Here is an 18,973-nt window from a genome sequence, read left to right as displayed (position 1 = left end):
GATATTTTTATATTATCTTACAAAACATCATAAATTTGTTAAGAAATCCTTTTTTGTTTCATAAAAAGTATTATTTTTTTTGGTGCGGTAAAAATAATTTATACATTCGCAGAGTATTTATTGAAAAACACAAACAAAATGACTAATAACCGTTTTTATTTTAGCAACTCTTTTTATTTCTTCTTTAGTAGAAGTAAGGATTGTGCTATGGTTATTTGAGAAAATTAAAAGACAAATAAAACTAATATACAATCCTGATGCAAATCAGGATTTTTTTTTGAATATATGACAACGAAAATTGCAATACAAGGTATTAAAGGATCTTTTCACCATCAGGTAGTGAAGGAGTATTTCTCTGAAAACGTGGATATTGATGAGTGTTTATCTTTTGAAGAATTAATTGACAGTCTGCTTTCCGGAAAATCAGAGCAGGGAGTAATGGCTATCGAAAATTCGATTGCGGGACCAATTATTCCAAATTATGCCTTGATTGATAAGAATAATATTCACATTATCGGAGAGCATTATTTGAATATTCACCAAAATTTAATGGCTTTAAAAGGTCAGAAAATTGAGGACATAAAAGAGGTTCATTCGCATCCGATGGCCTTATTGCAGTGTATGGATTTTTTGAAACAATATCCAAATATTAAATTGGTTGAGGATAAAGATACGGCCGAAACAGCAAGAAGAATTCAGGAAAAACAATTGACCGGAATCGCAGCGATCGCAAGTAAAACGGCTTCAGAAATGTACAATTTAGAAATTATCGCTCCTGAAATCCAAACCATCAAAAACAATATGACCCGCTTTGTAATCATTAAAAAGCAGAATTCATTTTTGCCGGAAAATGAAATCAACAGAGCCTCAATTAAATTTGAACTGGATCATAAGAGAGGCAGTCTGGCAGCGGTTTTAAATGTAATGAGTGACTGCAAATTGAATTTGACGAAAATTCAGTCGCTTCCAAAAATTGAAACACCTTGGAAATATGCGTTTTTTGTAGACGTAACCTTTGAGAAATACGAGGATTTTGCAAAAGCCAAATCGTTATTAAACATTATGGCAGAATATTTTAAAGTATTGGGAGAATACAAAAACACAAAACCTTTAAGTGAGTCTTAAAGTTGAAAAGTTGAAAAGTTGAAAATCATAAAGTTAAAAAGAATAATACAACAAATTAAAAAGTTTAAATGAGCTTAAAGCATACAGCTTAAAGCCTAAAACCCAAAAAAATGATCACAACAGCAAAACGATTAGATACAGTTGAAGAATACTACTTCTCCTCAAAATTGAGAGAAGTTCGTCAACTGCAATCTGAAGGGAAACCTATCATCAATATGGGCATCGGAAGCCCTGATTTGAGTCCGTCTAAAGCAGTAATTGAAGCGGTAGCCACAGCAATTCAGGAGGAAAACGGGCATGGCTATCAAAGCTATCAGGGATTGCCGGAATTGAGAAAAGGAATGGCTGATTTTTATCAGAATCAGTTTGGTGTTGTGTTGAATCCGAACAATGAGATTTTACCGTTGATGGGTTCGAAAGAAGGAATTATGCACATTTCGTTAGCATTTTTAAATGAAGGCGATCAGGTTTTAATTCCGAATCCGGGTTACCCAACTTATACTTCGGTAACCAATTTGGTTGGAGCAGTTCCGGTTTATTATGATTTGAAAGAGGCTAACTCCTGGGAACCTGATTTTGAAGCTTTAGAGAAATTAGAGCTGGAGAAAGTAAAACTGATGTGGCTGGGTTATCCTCACATGCCTACGGGTGCAAGAGGAAGCTTGACGTTATTTGAAAAACTGGTTGCTTTTGCTAAAAAACACAACATACTATTGGTTAACGATAATCCGTATAGTTTTGTTTTGAATGATAATCCAATGAGTTTGCTGCAGGTTGAAGGCGCAAAGGATGTAGCTTTAGAATTGAATTCATTGAGTAAAACATTTAATATGGCCGGCTGGAGAGTGGGGATGGTTTTAGGGAAACCTGAAATTATTGATGCTGTTTTGAAAGTAAAAAGCAATATGGACAGCGGTATGTTTTACGGAATTCAGAAAGGCGCTGTAGCAGCTTTAAATTGTGATAAAAGTTGGTTCTATGATCAGAATGTAATTTACAGACGTCGTAGAGAATTAACGGAAAAATTAGCAGAGAAATTAGGCTGCGAAGTTTATAAAGAAGGTGTAGGTTTATTTGTCTGGGCAAAACTTCCGGAAGGAATAGCGTCAGCAGAGAAGTTTATTGATGAAATATTATACGAGAAACACATTTTTATCACGCCGGGAACTATTTTCGGAAGCAACGGTGAAGGATACATCAGATTCTCATTGTGTGTAAAAGAAGAAAAAGTACAAGAAGCAATAGAGCGATTTTAGGGATTAAGATTTTAGAATCAAGAATCAAGATTTTTATCCAGATGTCAGGCTTAGTGAAGTCGAAGCCCACGTTCTAATTGGAGCGACCTTCGACTTCGTTCAGGGAGACAAATAAGATCAAAAATTGGAAATTAAAAAAATAGTATGAAAATATACGTAATAGGAATAGGATTAATTGGCGGTTCGATGGTGTTGGACATCAAGGACCAACATCCAAATGCAGCTGTTTTTGGAATTGACAGTAACGAAAAACACCTGCAGGAAGCAATTGATTTAGGAGTTATTGATCAGGAAGGACATTTTGAAGATTTGTCAGGAGCTGATTTTGTAATTGTTTCGGTTCCTGTAGATGTGGCGCTAACGGTTTTACCAAAAGTATTGGATTTAGTGGGAGACAAAACAATTGTTTTTGAAGTTGGGTCGACTAAAAAACCAATTTGCGATGCAGTAGCGAGTCATCCGAAACGAAGAAATTTTATTGCTACACATCCAATTGCAGGTACAGAGTTCTCAGGGCCTTCGGCGGCGATAAGAGGGTTGTTTAAAGGGAAAACGAATATTATTTGTGAGGTGGAAAAAACCACTTTTAAATTGCAGGAAAAGGCATTGAAGCTTTTCAGCGAAATAGGAATGAGGATTCGATACATGGATCCGGTTTCGCACGACAAACATATTGCTTATGTGTCGCATTTATCTCACATCAGCTCATTTATGCTTGGGAAAACGGTAATGAACAAAGAAAAAGACGAACAGGATATTTTTGATATGGCGGGAAGCGGATTTGAAAGTACAGTGCGTCTGGCCAAAAGTTCTCCCGCGATGTGGACACCCATTTTTGAGCAGAATAAAGAATACGTTCTCGAAACTTTAGAAGCATACATTTCAAATCTCAGTCGGTTTAGGGATTTGCTGAAAGAAGAAGATTATAGCGCCATTTTTGAAGAAATGGAAAGCACCAATAAAATTAAAGAAATACTAAACGGATTAACAATTAAAAAATAAACTATAACAAAGATGGAAAATAAGAAAGAAATGAGAAAGTGGTTAGAAGATTTCAATTTAAATCACCCACTTGTGATAGCAGGACCATGCAGCGCAGAAACAGAAGATCAGGTATTGAAGATTGCACGTGAGTTGAAAGATTCAAAAGTTAGCGTATTCAGAGCGGGGATCTGGAAACCAAGAACGCGTCCGGGAGGATTTGAAGGTGTTGGAGAAATTGGTTTGAAATGGTTACAAAAAGCGAAAGCTGAAACCGGTTTATTAATGGGAACTGAAGTAGCAACTGCAGCACACTGTAAATTGGCTTTAGAACACGATATCGACGTTTTATGGGTGGGTGCCCGCACAACGGCAAACCCTTTTGCAGTTCAGGAAATTGCAGATACTTTGAAAGGAACAGATAAAATCGTTTTGGTTAAAAACCCGGTAAACCCTGATTTAGCTTTATGGTTAGGTGGTGTAGAGCGTTTGCACATGGCCGGAATCGAAAAATTAGGGGTGATTCACAGAGGATTTTCGACTTACGAAAAAACAAAATACAGAAACATTCCGGAATGGCAAATTGCAATCGAATTGCAAAATAAATTCCCTGATTTACCATTAATCATCGATCCGTCTCATATTACAGGAAACCGTAACATGATTTTCGAAGTGACTCAGGAAGCTTTGGATTTGAATTACGATGGTATGATTATCGAAACGCATTACGATCCGGACAATGCCTGGAGTGATGCCGCTCAACAAGTAACTCCGGATGCTTTGAAACAAATCATAAAAGATTTGACCATCAGAAAAACAGATGATACTACAGACGAGTACAACCAAAAAATGAAGAAATTAAGAGCAAACATTGACGTTTTGGATGCTAACTTATTAGAGTTGCTTGGAAAACGTATGAAAGTTGCTGATGAAATTGGACAGGTGAAAAAAGATGCAAACGTTGCGATTCTTCAAAACAATCGTTGGAATGAAATCTTAGGAAAAATGATTCTGGAAGGAGAGAAAAAAGGACTTACCGAAGAATTTGTTTTGAGAATGTTTAAAGCAATTCACCAGGAAAGTATTGGTCATCAGGAAAAAGTTTTCAATGCATAATTTTTTCTAAACGCATAAGTGATATAAGTGAATTGAAGCTTTTTAAACGTTGTTCTACGATTTTCTTATGTCACAATTTTAAAAACAGATTGTTTTTTTATATTAAATCTCCTTTGCTTTTGGGCTTTGGAGATTTTTTTTTGAAATAAATAGTATCTTCCCAACCTTTTGATGTTTTTTGTTCTCTATAAAAGTATAAACCTAAATTTTCGTATCATGAAGTCAAAATTGTTTTCGTCTGTGCCGGGCATTTTTCGGATGAATTTGCATGTATTGTTTTTCTTCTTTTTGCTTATTGGAATAGAAAGTTTCGCACAAAGTCCTGAACTAACGGTTAAAGGAGAGGATGCTGAAAAAGTGAGAATGAACAAACTTTTCGTCAATGTAAAAGTGGTAGGAAACATTGCTTATACTACTGTCGAAATGCACTTTTTTAATTCAGGAACCCGTCAGATGGAGGCAGAACTTATTTTTCCGTTACCGGAAAATGTTTCGGTTTCCAGATATGCTATTGATATTAGCGGAAAAATACGCGAAGCAGTTCCGGTTAATAAAAATAAAGGGAAACAGGTTTTTGAAGCGATTGAACATCGTCGTGTTGACCCGGGATTACTGGAGAAAGTAGATGGAAATAATTTTAGAACCAGAATTTATCCGTTACTGCCAAATGGAGAACGAACCGTGATTATTGGTTACGAAGAAGAACTTTCGGCTTTTGATAAAGACAATCTGGTGTATCAATTGATGAGTCGTTTTCCAAAAAAAACAGACCAGTTTGAAATTAATGTATCAGTTTTAGGAGCTTCAACGGCACCAACAGTTACTGAGAATTCAGGAAATGAGATTACTTTTTCAAAATGGAACCAATCTTTTCAGGCTTCGATCAAAAAAGAAAACTATCAGCCTGCAGAAAAAATAGTTTTTAAAATTCCATTACAGCAAAATCTTCCAAGTGTATTGATGCAGGATGTTGGAGGCCAACATTATTTTTACGGGAATACTTTTGTAGAAGGGAATAAAACAGCGAAAAAGACACCGGCTTCGATTGGTTTAATTTGGGATAACTCGCTTAGCTGTCAGAACAGAGATTTAAAAAAGGAACTGGATTTGTTAAATGCTTATTTCCAGAAAATACAAAACACAAAAGTTACCTTGTACTTTTTGAATTATACTTTCGAAAAACGAAAAGAGTTTGTAGTTTCTGATGGAAATTGGTCCGAATTAAAAACAGTTTTAGAGAACACAAAATACGATGGCGGAACTCGTTTTTCACAAATCAGTTTTGAAAACCAGGATGAATTTTTATTTTTCACAGATGGATTATCTTCTTTGAGTGAAAATCTTTTACCCAAAACGAAGAGACCTGCTTACATAATTAGCTCTTCAGTTTCTTCAGATTTTGCTTTTCTCAACTTTTCTTCAATGAAAACCGGCGGAAACTTCATCAATTTAAATCAGATAAATGCTGAAGCTGCTTTAGATAAATTGGTAAATACTAATTTAAAGTTTCTTGGAATAAAGGAGAATTTAACGGTAACTGATGTATTTCCGATAGAAGGGACTTCGGTTTCGGGAAATTTTAGTTTTTCGGGGATTTCTTTGAATCCGAAAAATGAGATTACACTTCTTTTTGGTTACGGAAACCAAGTAGTTTTGGAACGAAAAATTACGCTTGAAGCTACTATTCAAGATACCAAAGAAGTAAATATTGAAAAACTTTGGGCGCAGAAAAAAATTGCCAACCTCGATTTTCAATATGACAAAAATGCAGATGAAATCGAGCTTCTGGGCAAGAAATACGGAATCATAACAAAGAATACTTCATTAATTGTTCTGGAAGATATTCGCGATTATATTTCTTATGATATTATGCCGCCAGCAGAATTGCGTGCCGAATTTGACCGAATTAAAAAACAGGAACATGATGCTACACTGGCGCAGCAAAAAAATAATTGGGAAAGTATTGAAAATTATTTTAAGGAATTAAATATTTGGTGGAAAAAGAATGTTCAATACAAAGGGCAGAAAATTGCGTCTAAGTATAAATACAAAAGACAACTTCCGCCGCCTGGTTTAGGTAGAGATGAGGGCACAGTTTATCAAGAGACTATAAAAGGAGATCCTGATGCAGTCTTGACCGTAGATGAACCTGTTGGCGCAGGAACAGCTGCGACAGTAATTGAAGACAACAATGTATATAATACTGCTTCTGCACCAAAAGTAGATCAGGTTAAATTTGTTGCGCCAGTGTTAGCAAAAGCGGAAGAAGTTACTGGGGATATACCAAAAATTACTGAGATAAAAGATAAAAAAGTAGGAAGCGAAGAAATTAATAAAGTTTCAAACAGCGCAGAATTACAAGAAACAGTTGTAGTAGGGTATGGTACTCAAAAAAAACCAGATTTAACAGGTGCTCTTGAAAAAGGCACTTCAAAAAATAAAGATCTTTCAGAAGATTCAAATTTTAATGGAGGTTATTTAGCCGGAGATTCAAAAAAGCCTTTAATTATTGTTGATGGTCAGTTTTATGAGGGTGAATTAACCGATTTAAAGTCAGATGATATCGCTTCGGTAGAGGTGTTGAAAGATCCGTCGAGAATTTCTGCATATGGTAGCAGTGGGGCAAATGGAGTTATTATTGTAACAACGAAAAAGGACTCTTGGAATAGTGGAGTTGTAGAAACAAAAAGTTGGAATCCAGATCGATTGTATTTAAAAGCATTGGCCTCAGCTCCAAAAGAAAAACAATATGATTTGTACTTTGAATTACGAAAAGCACAGGAAAGGAACCCCAGTTTTTATTTTGATGTGGCTCATTTTTTCTACATTCATGGCGATGTAAAAAAAGCGTTGCTGATCCTTAGTAATATTGCTGATTTAGGGTTAGAGAATCACCAGCTTTATAAAACTTTGACTTATACTTTGCGTCAGTGGAAAGATTATAATGATGCAGTATTTACTGCAAAACAAGTCGTGAAATGGAGAGAGCATGAACCACAGAGTCTCAGAGATTATGCGTTAACACTAGAAGATGCAGGAAAATATCAAGAAGCTTTTGATCAATTAATTAAAGCGCTTGAAGTGAATTATTATGGAGAAATGAGTGGCCAGTATGAAGGTGTAGAGGATATTATTCTAATGGATGTTAATCGAATGATAACAGAACATTCTGGCATAAAAACGGGTAAGCTTGATAAAAAGTACCTTGCAAAAATGCCGGTTGATATTAGAGTTATTATGAACTGGAACCAAATGGATGTTGATTTGGATTTACATGTAATTGAGCCAACAAATGAAGAATGTTATTACAGCCATACTTCTACACAAATTGGAGGAAGATTTTCTAAAGATTTTACAGAAGGTTATGGGCCGGAGCAATATATAATTCGAAATGCAATAAAGGGGAAATATAAAATTAAAACCGATTATTTTGGAGAAACTGAATTAACTGAAAATGGTCCGGCAACATTAATGGTCGAAATTTATATTACAAGAGCGGGAAAAACGTCCAGAACTTTAAAAACGATTCAGTTAGGGAAAATCAAAGAAAATGAAATTTTAGCCGAAATTATCTGGTAAATCTTTCAATTTAAGAGTAAGTCTTTATTTTTAAAAGGTGAAGTTGCGTTGTTCAATTCTAAAAACGTAATTTTGCCTTTTATTTTTTGGTTCAAAGCATAATCTAGAATCTAAAATCAGCAATCTAAAATTAAAGAATGACAGGACTCGTATATAAATCTACAGGAAGTTGGTACACTGTAAAATCAGAAAAGGGTGATTTTATAGAATGCCGTATGAAAGGGAAGTTTAGGATGAAGGGTATTAAGAGTACCAATCCAATTGCTGTAGGTGATATTGTTGATTATGAATTGGAGCAAACTTCAGATGCGGTAACCGGAACGATTTTTAATATTCACGAAAGAAAAAACTATATCGTTCGTAAATCGGTTAATTTATCCAAACAGATTCATATCATTGCATCCAATATAGATCAGGTTTTTTTACTGATTACGATTAATAATCCGCCAACAACAACGAGTTTCATAGATCGTTTTTTAGTTACAGCCGAAGCGTATGGAATTGAGGCTGTTTTGATTTTTAATAAAATCGATACTTTGGATGAAAGTACTTTGGATGAACAGCTTTACCTGCAGCACATTTATCAGGAAATAGGATATAAGTGCCTGCGTATTTCTTCTACAGAGAATAAAGGTGTGGATAAACTAAAAGAAATGATGGTGGGTAGAGTGAGTATGTTTTCCGGGCATTCCGGTGTTGGAAAATCGACATTGGTCAATGCGATGGAGCCAAGTTTGCATCTTAAAACTACTGTAATTTCAGAACAAAGCAAACAAGGACAGCACACCACTACTTTTGCCGAAATGTACGATCTGTCTTTTAATGCGCAGATTATCGATACTCCGGGAATAAAAGGTTTCGGAATTGTTGATATGGAACCTTCAGAAATAAGCGGTTATTTTCCGGAATTCTTCCGATTAAAAGATCAGTGCAAGTTTAACAACTGTTTACATAAAGAAGAACCACACTGTGCCATTAAAGCCGCTTTGGAAAAAGATGAAATCGCCTGGTCCCGCTATAACAGTTACCTCAAAATTTTGGAAGGAGACGAAGAGCATTACCGCACGGATACTTATGGTGATGATCGTGCAGCGAGTGATGAAACGAGAAAATAAATTCAGTTAAAAGGGCGATGTTTAAAAAGTTTCGAAAGGGCTTTTTTACACTTTTTGACTTTCAACTTTAAGACTTACATAAATGAGAATAGTACTGCAAAGAGTTTCAGAAGCATCCGTAACAATCGATCAGAAAAAAGTTGCAGATATTCAGAAAGGTTTATTGGTTTTAGTGGGAATAGAAGAAGCCGATACGCAGGAAGATATTGATTGGCTGGTGGGTAAGATTGTCAAAATGAGAATTTTTGGAGATGAGAATGACGTTATGAACTGTTCAATTCAGGATATCGACGGAGATATTATCGTAGTGAGTCAGTTTACACTTCATGCTTCTACCAAAAAAGGGAATCGTCCTTCTTATATAAAAGCAGCAAAACCAGACTTCGCAATACCCATGTATGAGAATTTTCTAAAATCCCTAGAAAAAGAATTCACTAAAAAAATACAGGCAGGAATTTTCGGTGCCGATATGAAAGTTAGCCTGGTAAATGACGGACCCGTAACTATTTTAATAGACAGCAAAAACAGAGATTAAAAAAATATTAGACAAATGTTAAGGATTTCTAAAAATAATATATATTTGGCGAAATTACTTACTAAATGAGAAGCCTGGTTGTTACGTTATTTTTTTGCCTGTTTACCCTTATTTCTTCCGCTCAAAAAAGCGAATATGCTGTGGCTGCAATTGCCGACAGTCTTAAAGAAAATGCCAATGCAGTAGTTCGTCTAAATCAGACTGATATTACAATTTCTTCGCAACGTAGTATGACTATAAAAACGCAACGAATCGTTACGGTACTAAATGAAAAAGGTTCGAATGCGGTAAATGCTTATGAAGATTATGGTAAAAATTCGTCAGTTAATAGTATTGAAGCTATTATTTATGACGCTTTTGGAAATGAAATAAAAAAAGTCAAAAGAAAAGATTTTAAAGATCAAAGCGCAGTTGATGGCGGTACACTTATTTCTGATAATAGATATCTTTTTTTAGAATATACCCCAATTTCGTACCCATACACTGTAGTTTATAATAGTGAAACACAAACTTCTACAACTGCTTTTATTCCAACGTGGATGCCATTAGAGGGATATTATATTAGTGTTGAAAAGAATGTTTTGAACATTAAATATCCAGCTAGCTTAGGTTTTAGGAAAAAAGAATATCAATTTTTAGATTTTAATATAAAAAAGATCGTCGACAGTGAGACTCAACTTTCGTACGTTGCAGCAGCTATTTTGGCACAAAAATCAGAAGATTATAGCCCGAGTTTTAATGAAATATATCCTAGTCTTTTAATGGGACTTGAATATTTTAATCTTGAAGGGGTTGATGGGAACGCCAAGACTTGGAAAGAATTTGGTAAATGGTGGGGAGATAAAATTTTATTTGGTACTGAAGATATTCCAGAGGAAACGAAAGTAAAAATGAAAGCTTTGGTTGGGAATGAGAAAGATGCCATTGAGATAGCAAAAATAATTTATAAGTATCTTCAACAAAAAGTTAGGTATGTTGCTATTCATGAGGGAATAGGAGGTTGGAAACCAATGCTTGCTAAAGATGTTGATCGATTAGGCTATGGTGACTGTAAGGCTTTGACTAATTATACTAAAGCATTATTGAAATGCGTAGGTGTAGAATCTTATTATACAAAACTGTATGGCGACTCATATAAAATGGATATTAGATCAGATTTTGTATCTCAACAAGGAAACCATATTATTTTAGCAATTCCCACAGGTGATAGTTATACTTGGTTAGAATGTACGAGTCAGGACAATCCTTTCGGGTATCAGGGAACTTTTACGGATGACAGAGATGTATTAGTTATTAAACCTGAGGGTGGTGAAATTGTGCGAACAAAAGTGTATGCAGATGAAGGCAACACTCAAAATGAAAAAGGTACTTATACAATAGATGAAAACGGACATTTTTCCGGTTCCGTTTTAATACATTCAGAAGGTTCTCAATACGCTTCGAAAACACGGATTGAGCATTTACAGCCAACCGAAAAAGAAGCCCACTACAAAGAATATTGGGACAATATCAACAACCTGAAATTGGGTAAAATGGCTTTGACTAATAACAAAGAGGCGATACGTTTTACCGAAGATGTCCAGCTTAGTGCTTTAAATTATGCAACAGTCTCAGGGAATAAACTAATTTTTGCTGTTGATGCATTTAATCAAAGTGCCACGAACGTAAAGAGAATCCGAAACAGAAAAAATTCATTTCAAATTCAGCGCGGGTATTTAGATACTGATGAAATTGAGGTTAGTTTACCTGCAGGTTTTGCGATTGAATTTTTGCCCTCAAATTTCGAATTAAATGGAAAGTTCGGAGCATACAAAACCGAAATTATCAAAAAAGAGAATAATAAATTACTCTACAAACGTTCGCTGTTTTTAAATAAAGGGAAATACTCCAACAAAGAATACGATGACTATCGTCTTTTTATGGAGCAGATAGCCAAAAATGATAATGCCAAAATTATATTAACCAAGAACTAACCAAAATGAAACCAATCAAATTTTTAAGTTTTTTAATTGTGCTGCTGGGCATGTTTAAAGTTTCAGCACAAGAGTTTAAATTAGGGAAAGTATCTGTTGCAGAACTAGAGGAAAAAGTACACCCTAAAGATTCATCAGCAGTAGCTGCTATTCTGTATAAAAAAGGGAATGCCAGTATACAGTATGATTCAAATGAAGGTTTTATTACCGTTACAGAAGTTGAAATCAGAATTAAAATTTATAAAAAGGCAGGATACGAGTGGGCTAATCAAAAAGTATGGTACGGTAATGAGAGTGGCTTTAAAGAAAAGGTAACATTTAGTGATGCTGTTACTTACAATTTGGTTGGAGGGAAAATCGAAAAGACAAAACTGAAGAGCGATGGAGTGTTTGATGAAGTAGTCAATAAATACAGGTCACAAAAAAAGATTACAATGCCTAATGTTAAAGAAGGTTCTGTTATTGAATTTCGATATGTTTTAAGATGTCCGAGTGATCGACTTATCAGGGAGTGGGAATTTCAAAACAGTATTCCTGTGAATTATTCCGAGTTTAGCACCTATATTCCGGAGTATTATGTCTTTAATTCAAGACAGAAAGGATATATCTTTCCTAAACTAACAGTAGAAAAAGGTTTAAAGACGATTACTCTCACAAGTAAAGAAAGAAGTGAAGGGATGAACAGTACGACAACATTTTCTACAGATAAAATTAATTACACTGAAACAAGAACAACTTATGTAGCAAAAGATTTTCCGGCTATGAAAGAGGAAGCTTTTGTAAATAATATTGATAATTACGTATCCAGCATTCAGCATGAATTATCAATGACAAAACATCTAAATGCACAATTAAAAATGTATTCGACAGATTGGAATTCTGTGGTCAAAACCATTTACGAATATGATGATTTTGGTCCTGAATTAAATAAAACTGGATATTTTGAAGAAGATTTAAAGGCAATACTGGCAGGAAAAAACACTCCGGAGGACAAAATTTTAACCATTTTAAATTACGTAAAGGCTAATGTAAAGTGGAATGACTATAACGGGTACAATTGTGACAGTGGTGTTAAGAAAGCCTATAAAGAAAAGTCAGGAAACATTGCCGATATTAATTTGATGTTAACTGCTATGTTGCGCTACGCAGGATTAACCGCAAATCCGGTTTTAGTGAGTACACGTTCTAACGGGATTTCTCTTTTTCCAAACAGAACTGCTTTTAATTATGTTATTGCGGCAGTTGAAACACCAGAGGGGAATATCCTTTTAGATGCTTCAGATAAGTATTCAACCCCTAATGTTTTACCATTTAGAGCTCTAAACTGGTACGGTCGATTGATTCGAAAAGACGGAAGTTCTGAAGAAGTAGATTTGATGCCTAAAAAATCGTCGAATGACATTGTGTTTATGAATTATAGCGTTGATCCTGATGGTAAAATCACAGGAAAAACCAGAAGACAATGTACGGATTACAATGCTGTGATCACCAGACATAATATTTCTAGTCTCAAAGAAGAGGAATATCTGGAAAAATTGGAAAACCAAAACAATAAAATTGAAATTAGTGAGTACTCCAAAACCAATGAAAAGGATATTCTATTGCCTATTGTTGAATCGTACTCTTTTACAGGGAATAATTTATGTGAAGTAATTGGTGGTAAAATATATGTGAGCCCTATGTTGTTTTTTGCAAATAAGGAAAACCCATTCAAACAGGAAGTGAGAGAATATCCGGTAGATTTTGGTTTCCCGTTTACTGATAAATACAATATTACGCTTAAAATTCCTGAAGGATTCGCAGTAGAAACACTACCTGCACCAGCAATTTTCAATATGGAAGAGAATTTAGGAACTTTTAAGTTTAACATTGCAGCAAACGATAATCTTTTACAAATCACAGTGCAGCACCAGATTAATGATGCAATTGTATCTACTGAAAAATATGAAATGCTAAAAGAATATTACAAAGGGATGATCGCTAAAGAAACAGAGAAAATTGTTTTAAAGAGAATCTAGCGGTATTAAAAGATTAGAATTATTTTTGTTGAAAAATAGAACTATGGATTTGAAAAATGCACAACTGGATGTAGATACCTGGATTAAAGAACACGGCGTTCGTTATTTTAACGAATTAACCAATATGGCACAGCTTACCGAAGAAGTAGGTGAAGTTGCCCGTATTATTGCCCGCAGGTATGGAGAACAGTCAGAGAAAGAAAGCGATAAAAATAAAGATTTAGGAGAAGAACTGGCCGATGTTGTTTTTGTAGTACTTTGTCTGGCCAATCAAACCGGAATAGATTTACAAGCTGCTTTTGATAAAAAAATGGATTTGAAATCAGTTCGGGACAAGGATCGTCATAAAAACAACGATAAATTAAAATAATGTGATAAGTCCCGGTAAAGTTTTGGAGTGTCCTTTATTTAAAATAGATTTGCAAAAATGCTATAATATTTACCCTATAATGAATTTACTACTCCAAACCACTCAACATAATTTACAAGGACAAATTGCAGTAACCGGATCAAAAAGCGAAACCAATCGTTTGTTGTTATTAAAAGCACTGTTCCCAAATATTACTTTAGCCAATACTTCCAACTCCGATGACAGTGAGGTAATGCAAAAAGCACTAATTGGCCATGACGAAATCATAGACATTCATCATGCGGGAACGGCGATGCGTTTTTTAACAGCCTATTTTGCAGTAAACGAAGGACGCGAAGTAGTCATGACTGGTTCCAGCAGAATGCAGGAGCGCCCAATAAAGATTCTGGTAGAAGCTTTAGAACAATTGGGAGTCGAGATTTCCTATGAAAAAGAAGAGGGTTATCCGCCAATTCGAATCAAAGGAAAAAAAGTAACCGCTTCAAAAGTAACTTTGGCAGCCAACGTGAGCAGTCAGTACATTTCGGCACTTTTATTAGTGGCACCAAAACTGGAGAATGGCTTAGAATTGACTTTAGAAGGTGAAATCACTTCGGTTCCATACATCAAAATGACTTTGGCTTTGCTAAACGATTTAGATATTCAGACCAGTTTTGAAGGTAATGTGATTAAAGTATATCCAAAAACAGAAGTCGCTTCTAAAGAAATGGTAGTAGAATCGGATTGGAGTTCGGCTTCGTACTTCTTTAGTTTAGTAGCTTTGGCAGATACTGCTTCTATAACGTTGAGCAGTTACAAAGAAAACAGCTTACAAGGAGATTCTGAATTGGTATCACTTTATGAAAAATTAGGAGTGAAAACTACTTTTCAGAACAATCAAATGACTTTGGTAAAACAAGAGAATTTTAAGTTTGAAAATGTAAATTTTGAATTGAACAATACTCCGGATATTGCGCAAACGATTGTTGTGACTTGTCTGGGATTAGGTATAGGATGTCATTTAACAGGTCTTCATACTTTAAAAATTAAAGAAACAGACCGATTGGAAGCATTACGAGTTGAGCTTACAAAATTAGGAGCTGCCATTTCAGTAACCAATGACAGTTTGACTTTGGTGGCATCAGAAAATATTAAGCACAATGTGAAGATTGCAACCTACAATGACCACCGCATGGCAATGGCATTTGCACCCTTGGCTTTAAAAGTACCAATTGTTATTGAAGATGCGGGAGTAGTTTCAAAATCGTACCCTGATTTCTGGAATGATTTGAAAGCATTAGACTTTGAAATTGTCGAAACACTATAAAAAATAGAAGCTCGTTTAAGAGCTGAACATAGTTCAATAACCTCCGATTCAAACCGGAGGTTTTTTTGTGGATTTATTTTTGATTTTGATCAGGAAAAGCAACAGCAATTTTTCAGGAGTTCGGATTAAATGAACTTTGGTTTCCTCTAAAGTTAAAAAAAAGCTAAAACTTTCATTTTTAAGGAACTCTAAGGGGCAGTAAACCAAAGGCTTTTGAAAATAAACAGCAAAACACTTGACAACGCCTATCTCACAATCGTATATTTGCACACGATTTACAATTTTAGATAAAAAAATCTAAAATCTACACTCTAAAATCAGCAATGTCAATATGAAATTATCACATTTTCAATTCAACTTACCAAAAGAACTTTTAGCGGAATTTCCAGCAGAGAATAGAGACGAGTCTCGTTTAATGGTAATTGATCGTCAAAAACAAACTATAGAGCACAAAATGTTCAAAGATGTTATCAATTATTTTGATGACGGAGACGTTTTGATCCTTAACAATACTAAAGTTTTTCCGGCACGTTTGTACGGAAACAAAGAAAAAACAGGAGCAAGAATTGAAGTTTTTTTATTAAGAGAATTAAACTCAGAGCAGCGTCTATGGGACGTTTTGGTTGATCCGGCCCGTAAAATCAGAATTGGTAACAAGCTTTATTTTGGCGACGACGATTCGTTAGTGGCTGAGGTAATCGACAACACCACTTCACGTGGTAGAACTTTACGTTTCTTATACGATGGATCTTACGAAGAATTCAGAAATAAATTGACAGAACTTGGAGAAACTCCGATTCCTAAATACATCAACAGAGAAGTAACGGCTGAAGATGCTGAAAGATACCAGACCATTTATGCAAAAGAAGAAGGAGCTGTAGCGGCACCAACGGCAGGTTTACACTTCTCGAAACACCTTTTGAAGAAATTAGAAATTAAAGGAGTAAATTTTGCAGAAGTAACACTTCACGTAGGTTTAGGAACTTTTAACCCGGTTGAGGTTGAAGATTTGTCCAAACACAAAATGGATTCTGAAGAATTGATCATCAGACAAGAAGCTTGTGATATCGTAAATGCTGCAAAAGCAGGTAGAAAACGTATCTGTGCTGTTGGAACAACTTCAATGCGTGCCATCGAAAGTTCAGTTTCCTCTCAAAATACTTTAAACCCTTATGAAGGCTGGACCAATAAATTTATTTTCCCTCCTCACGATTTTAGTATTGCCAATTGTATGATTACAAACTTCCACACGCCAAAATCAACATTATTAATGATGATTTCTGCTTTCTGTGGTCATGATTTAATGAAAAGAGCTTACGAAGAAGCGATCAAAGAAGAATACAAATTCTATTCTTACGGAGATGCAATGTTAATTCTTTAATTAGAATTTATCTTATAGACAGACCCGACAGGTTTTTAAACTTGTCGGGTTTTCTATTTTATAATGGTTTTAAGTTTCAGGTTTCAGGTTTCAAGTTTCAAGTTTCAAGTTTCAAGTTTCAGGTTTCAAGTTTCAAGTTTCATGTTTCAGGTTTCATGTTTCAAGTTTCAGGTTTCAGGTTTCAGGTTTCAAGTTTCAAGTTTCAGGTTTTAGGTTCTGTTGGTAACTTGAAACCTGAAACTTGAAACAAAATAAACAATTTTTGTTATTTTTACGATTCAAAACAAACGCAATGACTTTTCAAAATACACGCGAATTCGCGAAACAACTCGATTCAGAGGACATCTTAAATCACTATCAGGACCAATTTATATTTCCAAAAGTTAATGATAAAAAAGTGATTTATTTCACCGGAAATTCTTTAGGATTACAGCCAAAACGTACCAAAGCTTATATTGATGAAGTAATGAACGATTGGGCAGATCTTGCCGTAGAAGGTCACTTTTATGCCGAAAAACCATGGTGGGATTATCAGGGAAGATTCGCCGAACCCCTGAGTAAAATAGTGGGAGCTTTACCTTCTGAAGTAACGGTAATGAATACTTTGACTGTAAATCTTCATTTGTTAATGGTTTCTTTTTATCAGCCAACAGCAACCCGTTACAAAATCATCTGTGAGGAAAAAGCATTTCCTTCAGATCAATATATGTTTCAGAGTCAGGTACATTTTCATGGTTATAAAACAGAAGATGCGATTGTAGAAATTAAACGCCGTGAAGGAGAACATAATATTCGTCTTGAAGATATTTTGGCCAAAATCGAAGAAGTCGGAGAGGAATTGGCTTTAGTGTTAATAGGAGGAGTAAATTATTATACCGGGCAGGTTTTCGATATGAAAACAATTACTGCCGCAGGTCAAAAAGCAGGAGCAAAAGTGGGCTGGGATCTGGCACATGCAGCCGGAAACATTAAACTGGAACTTCACGATTGGAATGTAGATTTTGCTGCCTGGTGCAGTTATAAATATATGAACTCAGGACCGGGGAATGCTTCAGGCTGTTTTGTACATGAAAAACATCACAACAATCCGGACTTACCAAGATTTGCCGGATGGTGGGGGCATAACAAGGAACGTCGTTTTAAAATGGAGCCTAATTTTGATCCGGTTCATGGAGCAGACGGTTGGCAAATTAGTAATTTACCAATACTTACCTTAGCACCTTATTTGGCTTCCGTTGAAATGTTTGCTGAGGTTGGAATGGATACCCTGATCGTAAAAAGAGATAAAATTACCGCTTATTTAGAGTTTATACTACAGGAAATTGATAAAGAGGTAAAAGGCAATTTTGAGATTATAACACCTTCAAATCTTAGTGAAAGAGCTTCTCAGCTTTCTGTTTTTCTACATGGAGAAGGAAGGAGCTTATTTGATTACCTGATGAAAAATGGCGTGATAACAGATTGGCGTGAACCCAATGTAATCCGTCTGGCACCCGTTCCATTGTATTGTTCGTATGAAGACATGTATGATTTTGGTCAGATTCTTAAAAAAGGAATTTTAGGAGCATAAGTCAAAGTATAATCCCATGCAGATTCAAATAGATGGAAGTAGTTTTTTAAAATCATTATAATCTTTATAAGCTGTGGCGGAACAGAACCTTCAAATTCTATAAGTTTTCTGCAAAATCCTGTAAGCTTTCAGAAAAAAGTTCTTCTTTACTTTGTAGTGTAATAATTTTTTAAACTACAATCTCATGAAAGCTTTATATATTTTTATAGCTGCGGTTTTTCTTGTTTCTTGCCAGAATCAAGGAAAAGAGGATATCAATAAAGCAAAACAAGCTAGTATTGATTCGATGAAAGTTGAAATTAGTAAACAAAGAGTTATTGATTCAATGAGAACGGAAATGGCAAAAATCAGAGAAGAGCAAAAGGTAGAGGCACAACAAAAGTTAGAAACACAAAAAGTAGTAGTGGTCAATCACAAAGCTGACGGAACCTCGACTGCAACACAAACCACTCCCAAAAAGAAAGGCTGGAGTTCAGCAGCCAAAGGAGCTGTAATAGGTGCCGGAGTAGGAGCAGTGACAGGAGCCATTGTTAGCAAGAGAAAAGGGGAAGGTGCAATAATAGGCGGTTTAGCCGGAGCAGGTGTTGGAGCCGGAACCGGAGCTATTATCGATGGCAGCAAAAAGAAAAAAGAGTAAACTGGAAAAAC

Annotated in this window: 14 protein-coding genes; all 14 read left to right on the top strand. The window is 35.3% G+C overall.

Going from position 1 to position 18,973, the window contains the following annotated elements; translation table 11 throughout:
- Window positions 1-285 precede the first annotated feature (285 nt).
- The 14 genes from JO950_RS10365 (at window position 286) to JO950_RS10300 (ending at window position 18,962) form a co-directional block, all read left to right on the top strand.
- Window positions 286-1,125, top strand: a complete 840-nt coding sequence (locus JO950_RS10365; protein WP_202702568.1) for a prephenate dehydratase — start codon at window positions 286-288, stop codon at window positions 1,123-1,125.
- Between the two features lie 110 nt (window positions 1,126-1,235).
- A complete protein-coding gene (locus JO950_RS10360) occupies window positions 1,236-2,381 on the top strand; it encodes a pyridoxal phosphate-dependent aminotransferase (RefSeq protein ID WP_202702567.1) in 1,146 nt (381 codons plus the stop codon).
- Window positions 2,382-2,525: 144 nt separating this feature from the next.
- On the top strand, window positions 2,526-3,383 hold the full coding sequence (locus tag JO950_RS10355) for a prephenate dehydrogenase (protein WP_017496172.1): 858 nt from the start codon (window positions 2,526-2,528) through the stop codon (window positions 3,381-3,383).
- A 12-nt stretch (window positions 3,384-3,395) separates the two neighbouring features.
- A complete protein-coding gene (locus tag JO950_RS10350) occupies window positions 3,396-4,478 on the top strand; it encodes a bifunctional 3-deoxy-7-phosphoheptulonate synthase/chorismate mutase type II (RefSeq protein ID WP_070906531.1) in 1,083 nt (360 codons plus the stop codon).
- Window positions 4,479-4,694: 216 nt separating this feature from the next.
- Window positions 4,695-8,057, top strand: coding sequence for a VIT domain-containing protein (locus tag JO950_RS10345; protein ID WP_237732332.1), 3,363 nt, complete (start codon window positions 4,695-4,697; stop codon window positions 8,055-8,057).
- Window positions 8,058-8,194: 137 nt separating this feature from the next.
- Window positions 8,195-9,172, top strand: a complete 978-nt coding sequence (gene rsgA / locus JO950_RS10340) for a ribosome small subunit-dependent GTPase A (RefSeq protein ID WP_202702566.1) — start codon at window positions 8,195-8,197, stop codon at window positions 9,170-9,172.
- 82 nt (window positions 9,173-9,254) lie between these two features.
- Window positions 9,255-9,707 carry a D-aminoacyl-tRNA deacylase gene (gene dtd, locus JO950_RS10335; protein ID WP_202702565.1) on the top strand — a complete coding sequence of 151 codons (453 nt, stop codon included), beginning with the start codon at window positions 9,255-9,257 and terminating at the stop codon, window positions 9,705-9,707.
- A gap of 65 nt (window positions 9,708-9,772) precedes the next feature.
- Window positions 9,773-11,680, top strand: a complete 1,908-nt coding sequence (locus JO950_RS10330) for a DUF3857 domain-containing protein (protein ID WP_202702564.1) — start codon at window positions 9,773-9,775, stop codon at window positions 11,678-11,680.
- A gap of 5 nt (window positions 11,681-11,685) precedes the next feature.
- Window positions 11,686-13,698 (top strand): DUF3857 domain-containing protein, encoded by a 2,013-nt coding sequence (locus tag JO950_RS10325; protein ID WP_202702563.1) that lies wholly within the window; start codon window positions 11,686-11,688, stop codon window positions 13,696-13,698.
- Window positions 13,699-13,741: 43 nt separating this feature from the next.
- Window positions 13,742-14,068, top strand: a complete 327-nt coding sequence (locus tag JO950_RS10320) for a nucleotide pyrophosphohydrolase (RefSeq protein ID WP_012022600.1) — start codon at window positions 13,742-13,744, stop codon at window positions 14,066-14,068.
- Window positions 14,069-14,147: 79 nt separating this feature from the next.
- Complete coding sequence (gene aroA, locus JO950_RS10315) at window positions 14,148-15,374, top strand: 3-phosphoshikimate 1-carboxyvinyltransferase (RefSeq protein ID WP_202702562.1); 1,227 nt, start codon at window positions 14,148-14,150, stop codon at window positions 15,372-15,374.
- 331 nt (window positions 15,375-15,705) lie between these two features.
- The gene (gene queA, locus JO950_RS10310) at window positions 15,706-16,755 is read left to right on the top strand and encodes a tRNA preQ1(34) S-adenosylmethionine ribosyltransferase-isomerase QueA (protein ID WP_173965934.1); all 1,050 of its coding nucleotides are present in this window, start codon (window positions 15,706-15,708) and stop codon (window positions 16,753-16,755) included.
- A gap of 292 nt (window positions 16,756-17,047) precedes the next feature.
- Complete coding sequence (gene kynU, locus JO950_RS10305; RefSeq protein ID WP_202702561.1) at window positions 17,048-18,325, top strand: kynureninase; 1,278 nt, start codon at window positions 17,048-17,050, stop codon at window positions 18,323-18,325.
- Between the two features lie 184 nt (window positions 18,326-18,509).
- Window positions 18,510-18,962, top strand: coding sequence for a glycine zipper family protein (locus JO950_RS10300; protein WP_202702560.1), 453 nt, complete (start codon window positions 18,510-18,512; stop codon window positions 18,960-18,962).
- Window positions 18,963-18,973 lie beyond the last annotated feature (11 nt).

The sequence above is a fragment of the Flavobacterium sp. UGB4466 genome, from assembly GCF_903469665.1.
Taxonomy (GTDB): domain Bacteria; phylum Bacteroidota; class Bacteroidia; order Flavobacteriales; family Flavobacteriaceae; genus Flavobacterium; species Flavobacterium lipolyticum.
The sequence above is the reverse complement of the archived record's forward strand: the minus strand, read 5'-3'. Positions and strand labels throughout refer to the sequence as shown.

What these genes read in the sequence shown, in the direction of transcription:
- aroA (WP_202702562.1), top strand. Translation starts at nt 14,148, where the DNA reads ATGAATTTACTACTCCAAACCACTCAACATAATTTACAAGGACAAATT.
- JO950_RS10360 (WP_202702567.1), top strand. Translation starts at nt 1,236, where the DNA reads ATGATCACAACAGCAAAACGATTAGATACAGTTGAAGAATACTACTTC.
- JO950_RS10350 (WP_070906531.1), top strand. Translation starts at nt 3,396, where the DNA reads ATGGAAAATAAGAAAGAAATGAGAAAGTGGTTAGAAGATTTCAATTTA.
- dtd (WP_202702565.1), top strand. Translation starts at nt 9,255, where the DNA reads ATGAGAATAGTACTGCAAAGAGTTTCAGAAGCATCCGTAACAATCGAT.
- JO950_RS10355 (WP_017496172.1), top strand. Translation starts at nt 2,526, where the DNA reads ATGAAAATATACGTAATAGGAATAGGATTAATTGGCGGTTCGATGGTG.
- kynU (WP_202702561.1), top strand. Translation starts at nt 17,048, where the DNA reads ATGACTTTTCAAAATACACGCGAATTCGCGAAACAACTCGATTCAGAG.
- queA (WP_173965934.1), top strand. Translation starts at nt 15,706, where the DNA reads ATGAAATTATCACATTTTCAATTCAACTTACCAAAAGAACTTTTAGCG.
- JO950_RS10300 (WP_202702560.1), top strand. Translation starts at nt 18,510, where the DNA reads ATGAAAGCTTTATATATTTTTATAGCTGCGGTTTTTCTTGTTTCTTGC.
- JO950_RS10365 (WP_202702568.1), top strand. Translation starts at nt 286, where the DNA reads ATGACAACGAAAATTGCAATACAAGGTATTAAAGGATCTTTTCACCAT.
- JO950_RS10325 (WP_202702563.1), top strand. Translation starts at nt 11,686, where the DNA reads ATGAAACCAATCAAATTTTTAAGTTTTTTAATTGTGCTGCTGGGCATG.
- rsgA (WP_202702566.1), top strand. Translation starts at nt 8,195, where the DNA reads ATGACAGGACTCGTATATAAATCTACAGGAAGTTGGTACACTGTAAAA.
- JO950_RS10330 (WP_202702564.1), top strand. Translation starts at nt 9,773, where the DNA reads ATGAGAAGCCTGGTTGTTACGTTATTTTTTTGCCTGTTTACCCTTATT.
- JO950_RS10345 (WP_237732332.1), top strand. Translation starts at nt 4,695, where the DNA reads ATGAAGTCAAAATTGTTTTCGTCTGTGCCGGGCATTTTTCGGATGAAT.
- JO950_RS10320 (WP_012022600.1), top strand. Translation starts at nt 13,742, where the DNA reads ATGGATTTGAAAAATGCACAACTGGATGTAGATACCTGGATTAAAGAA.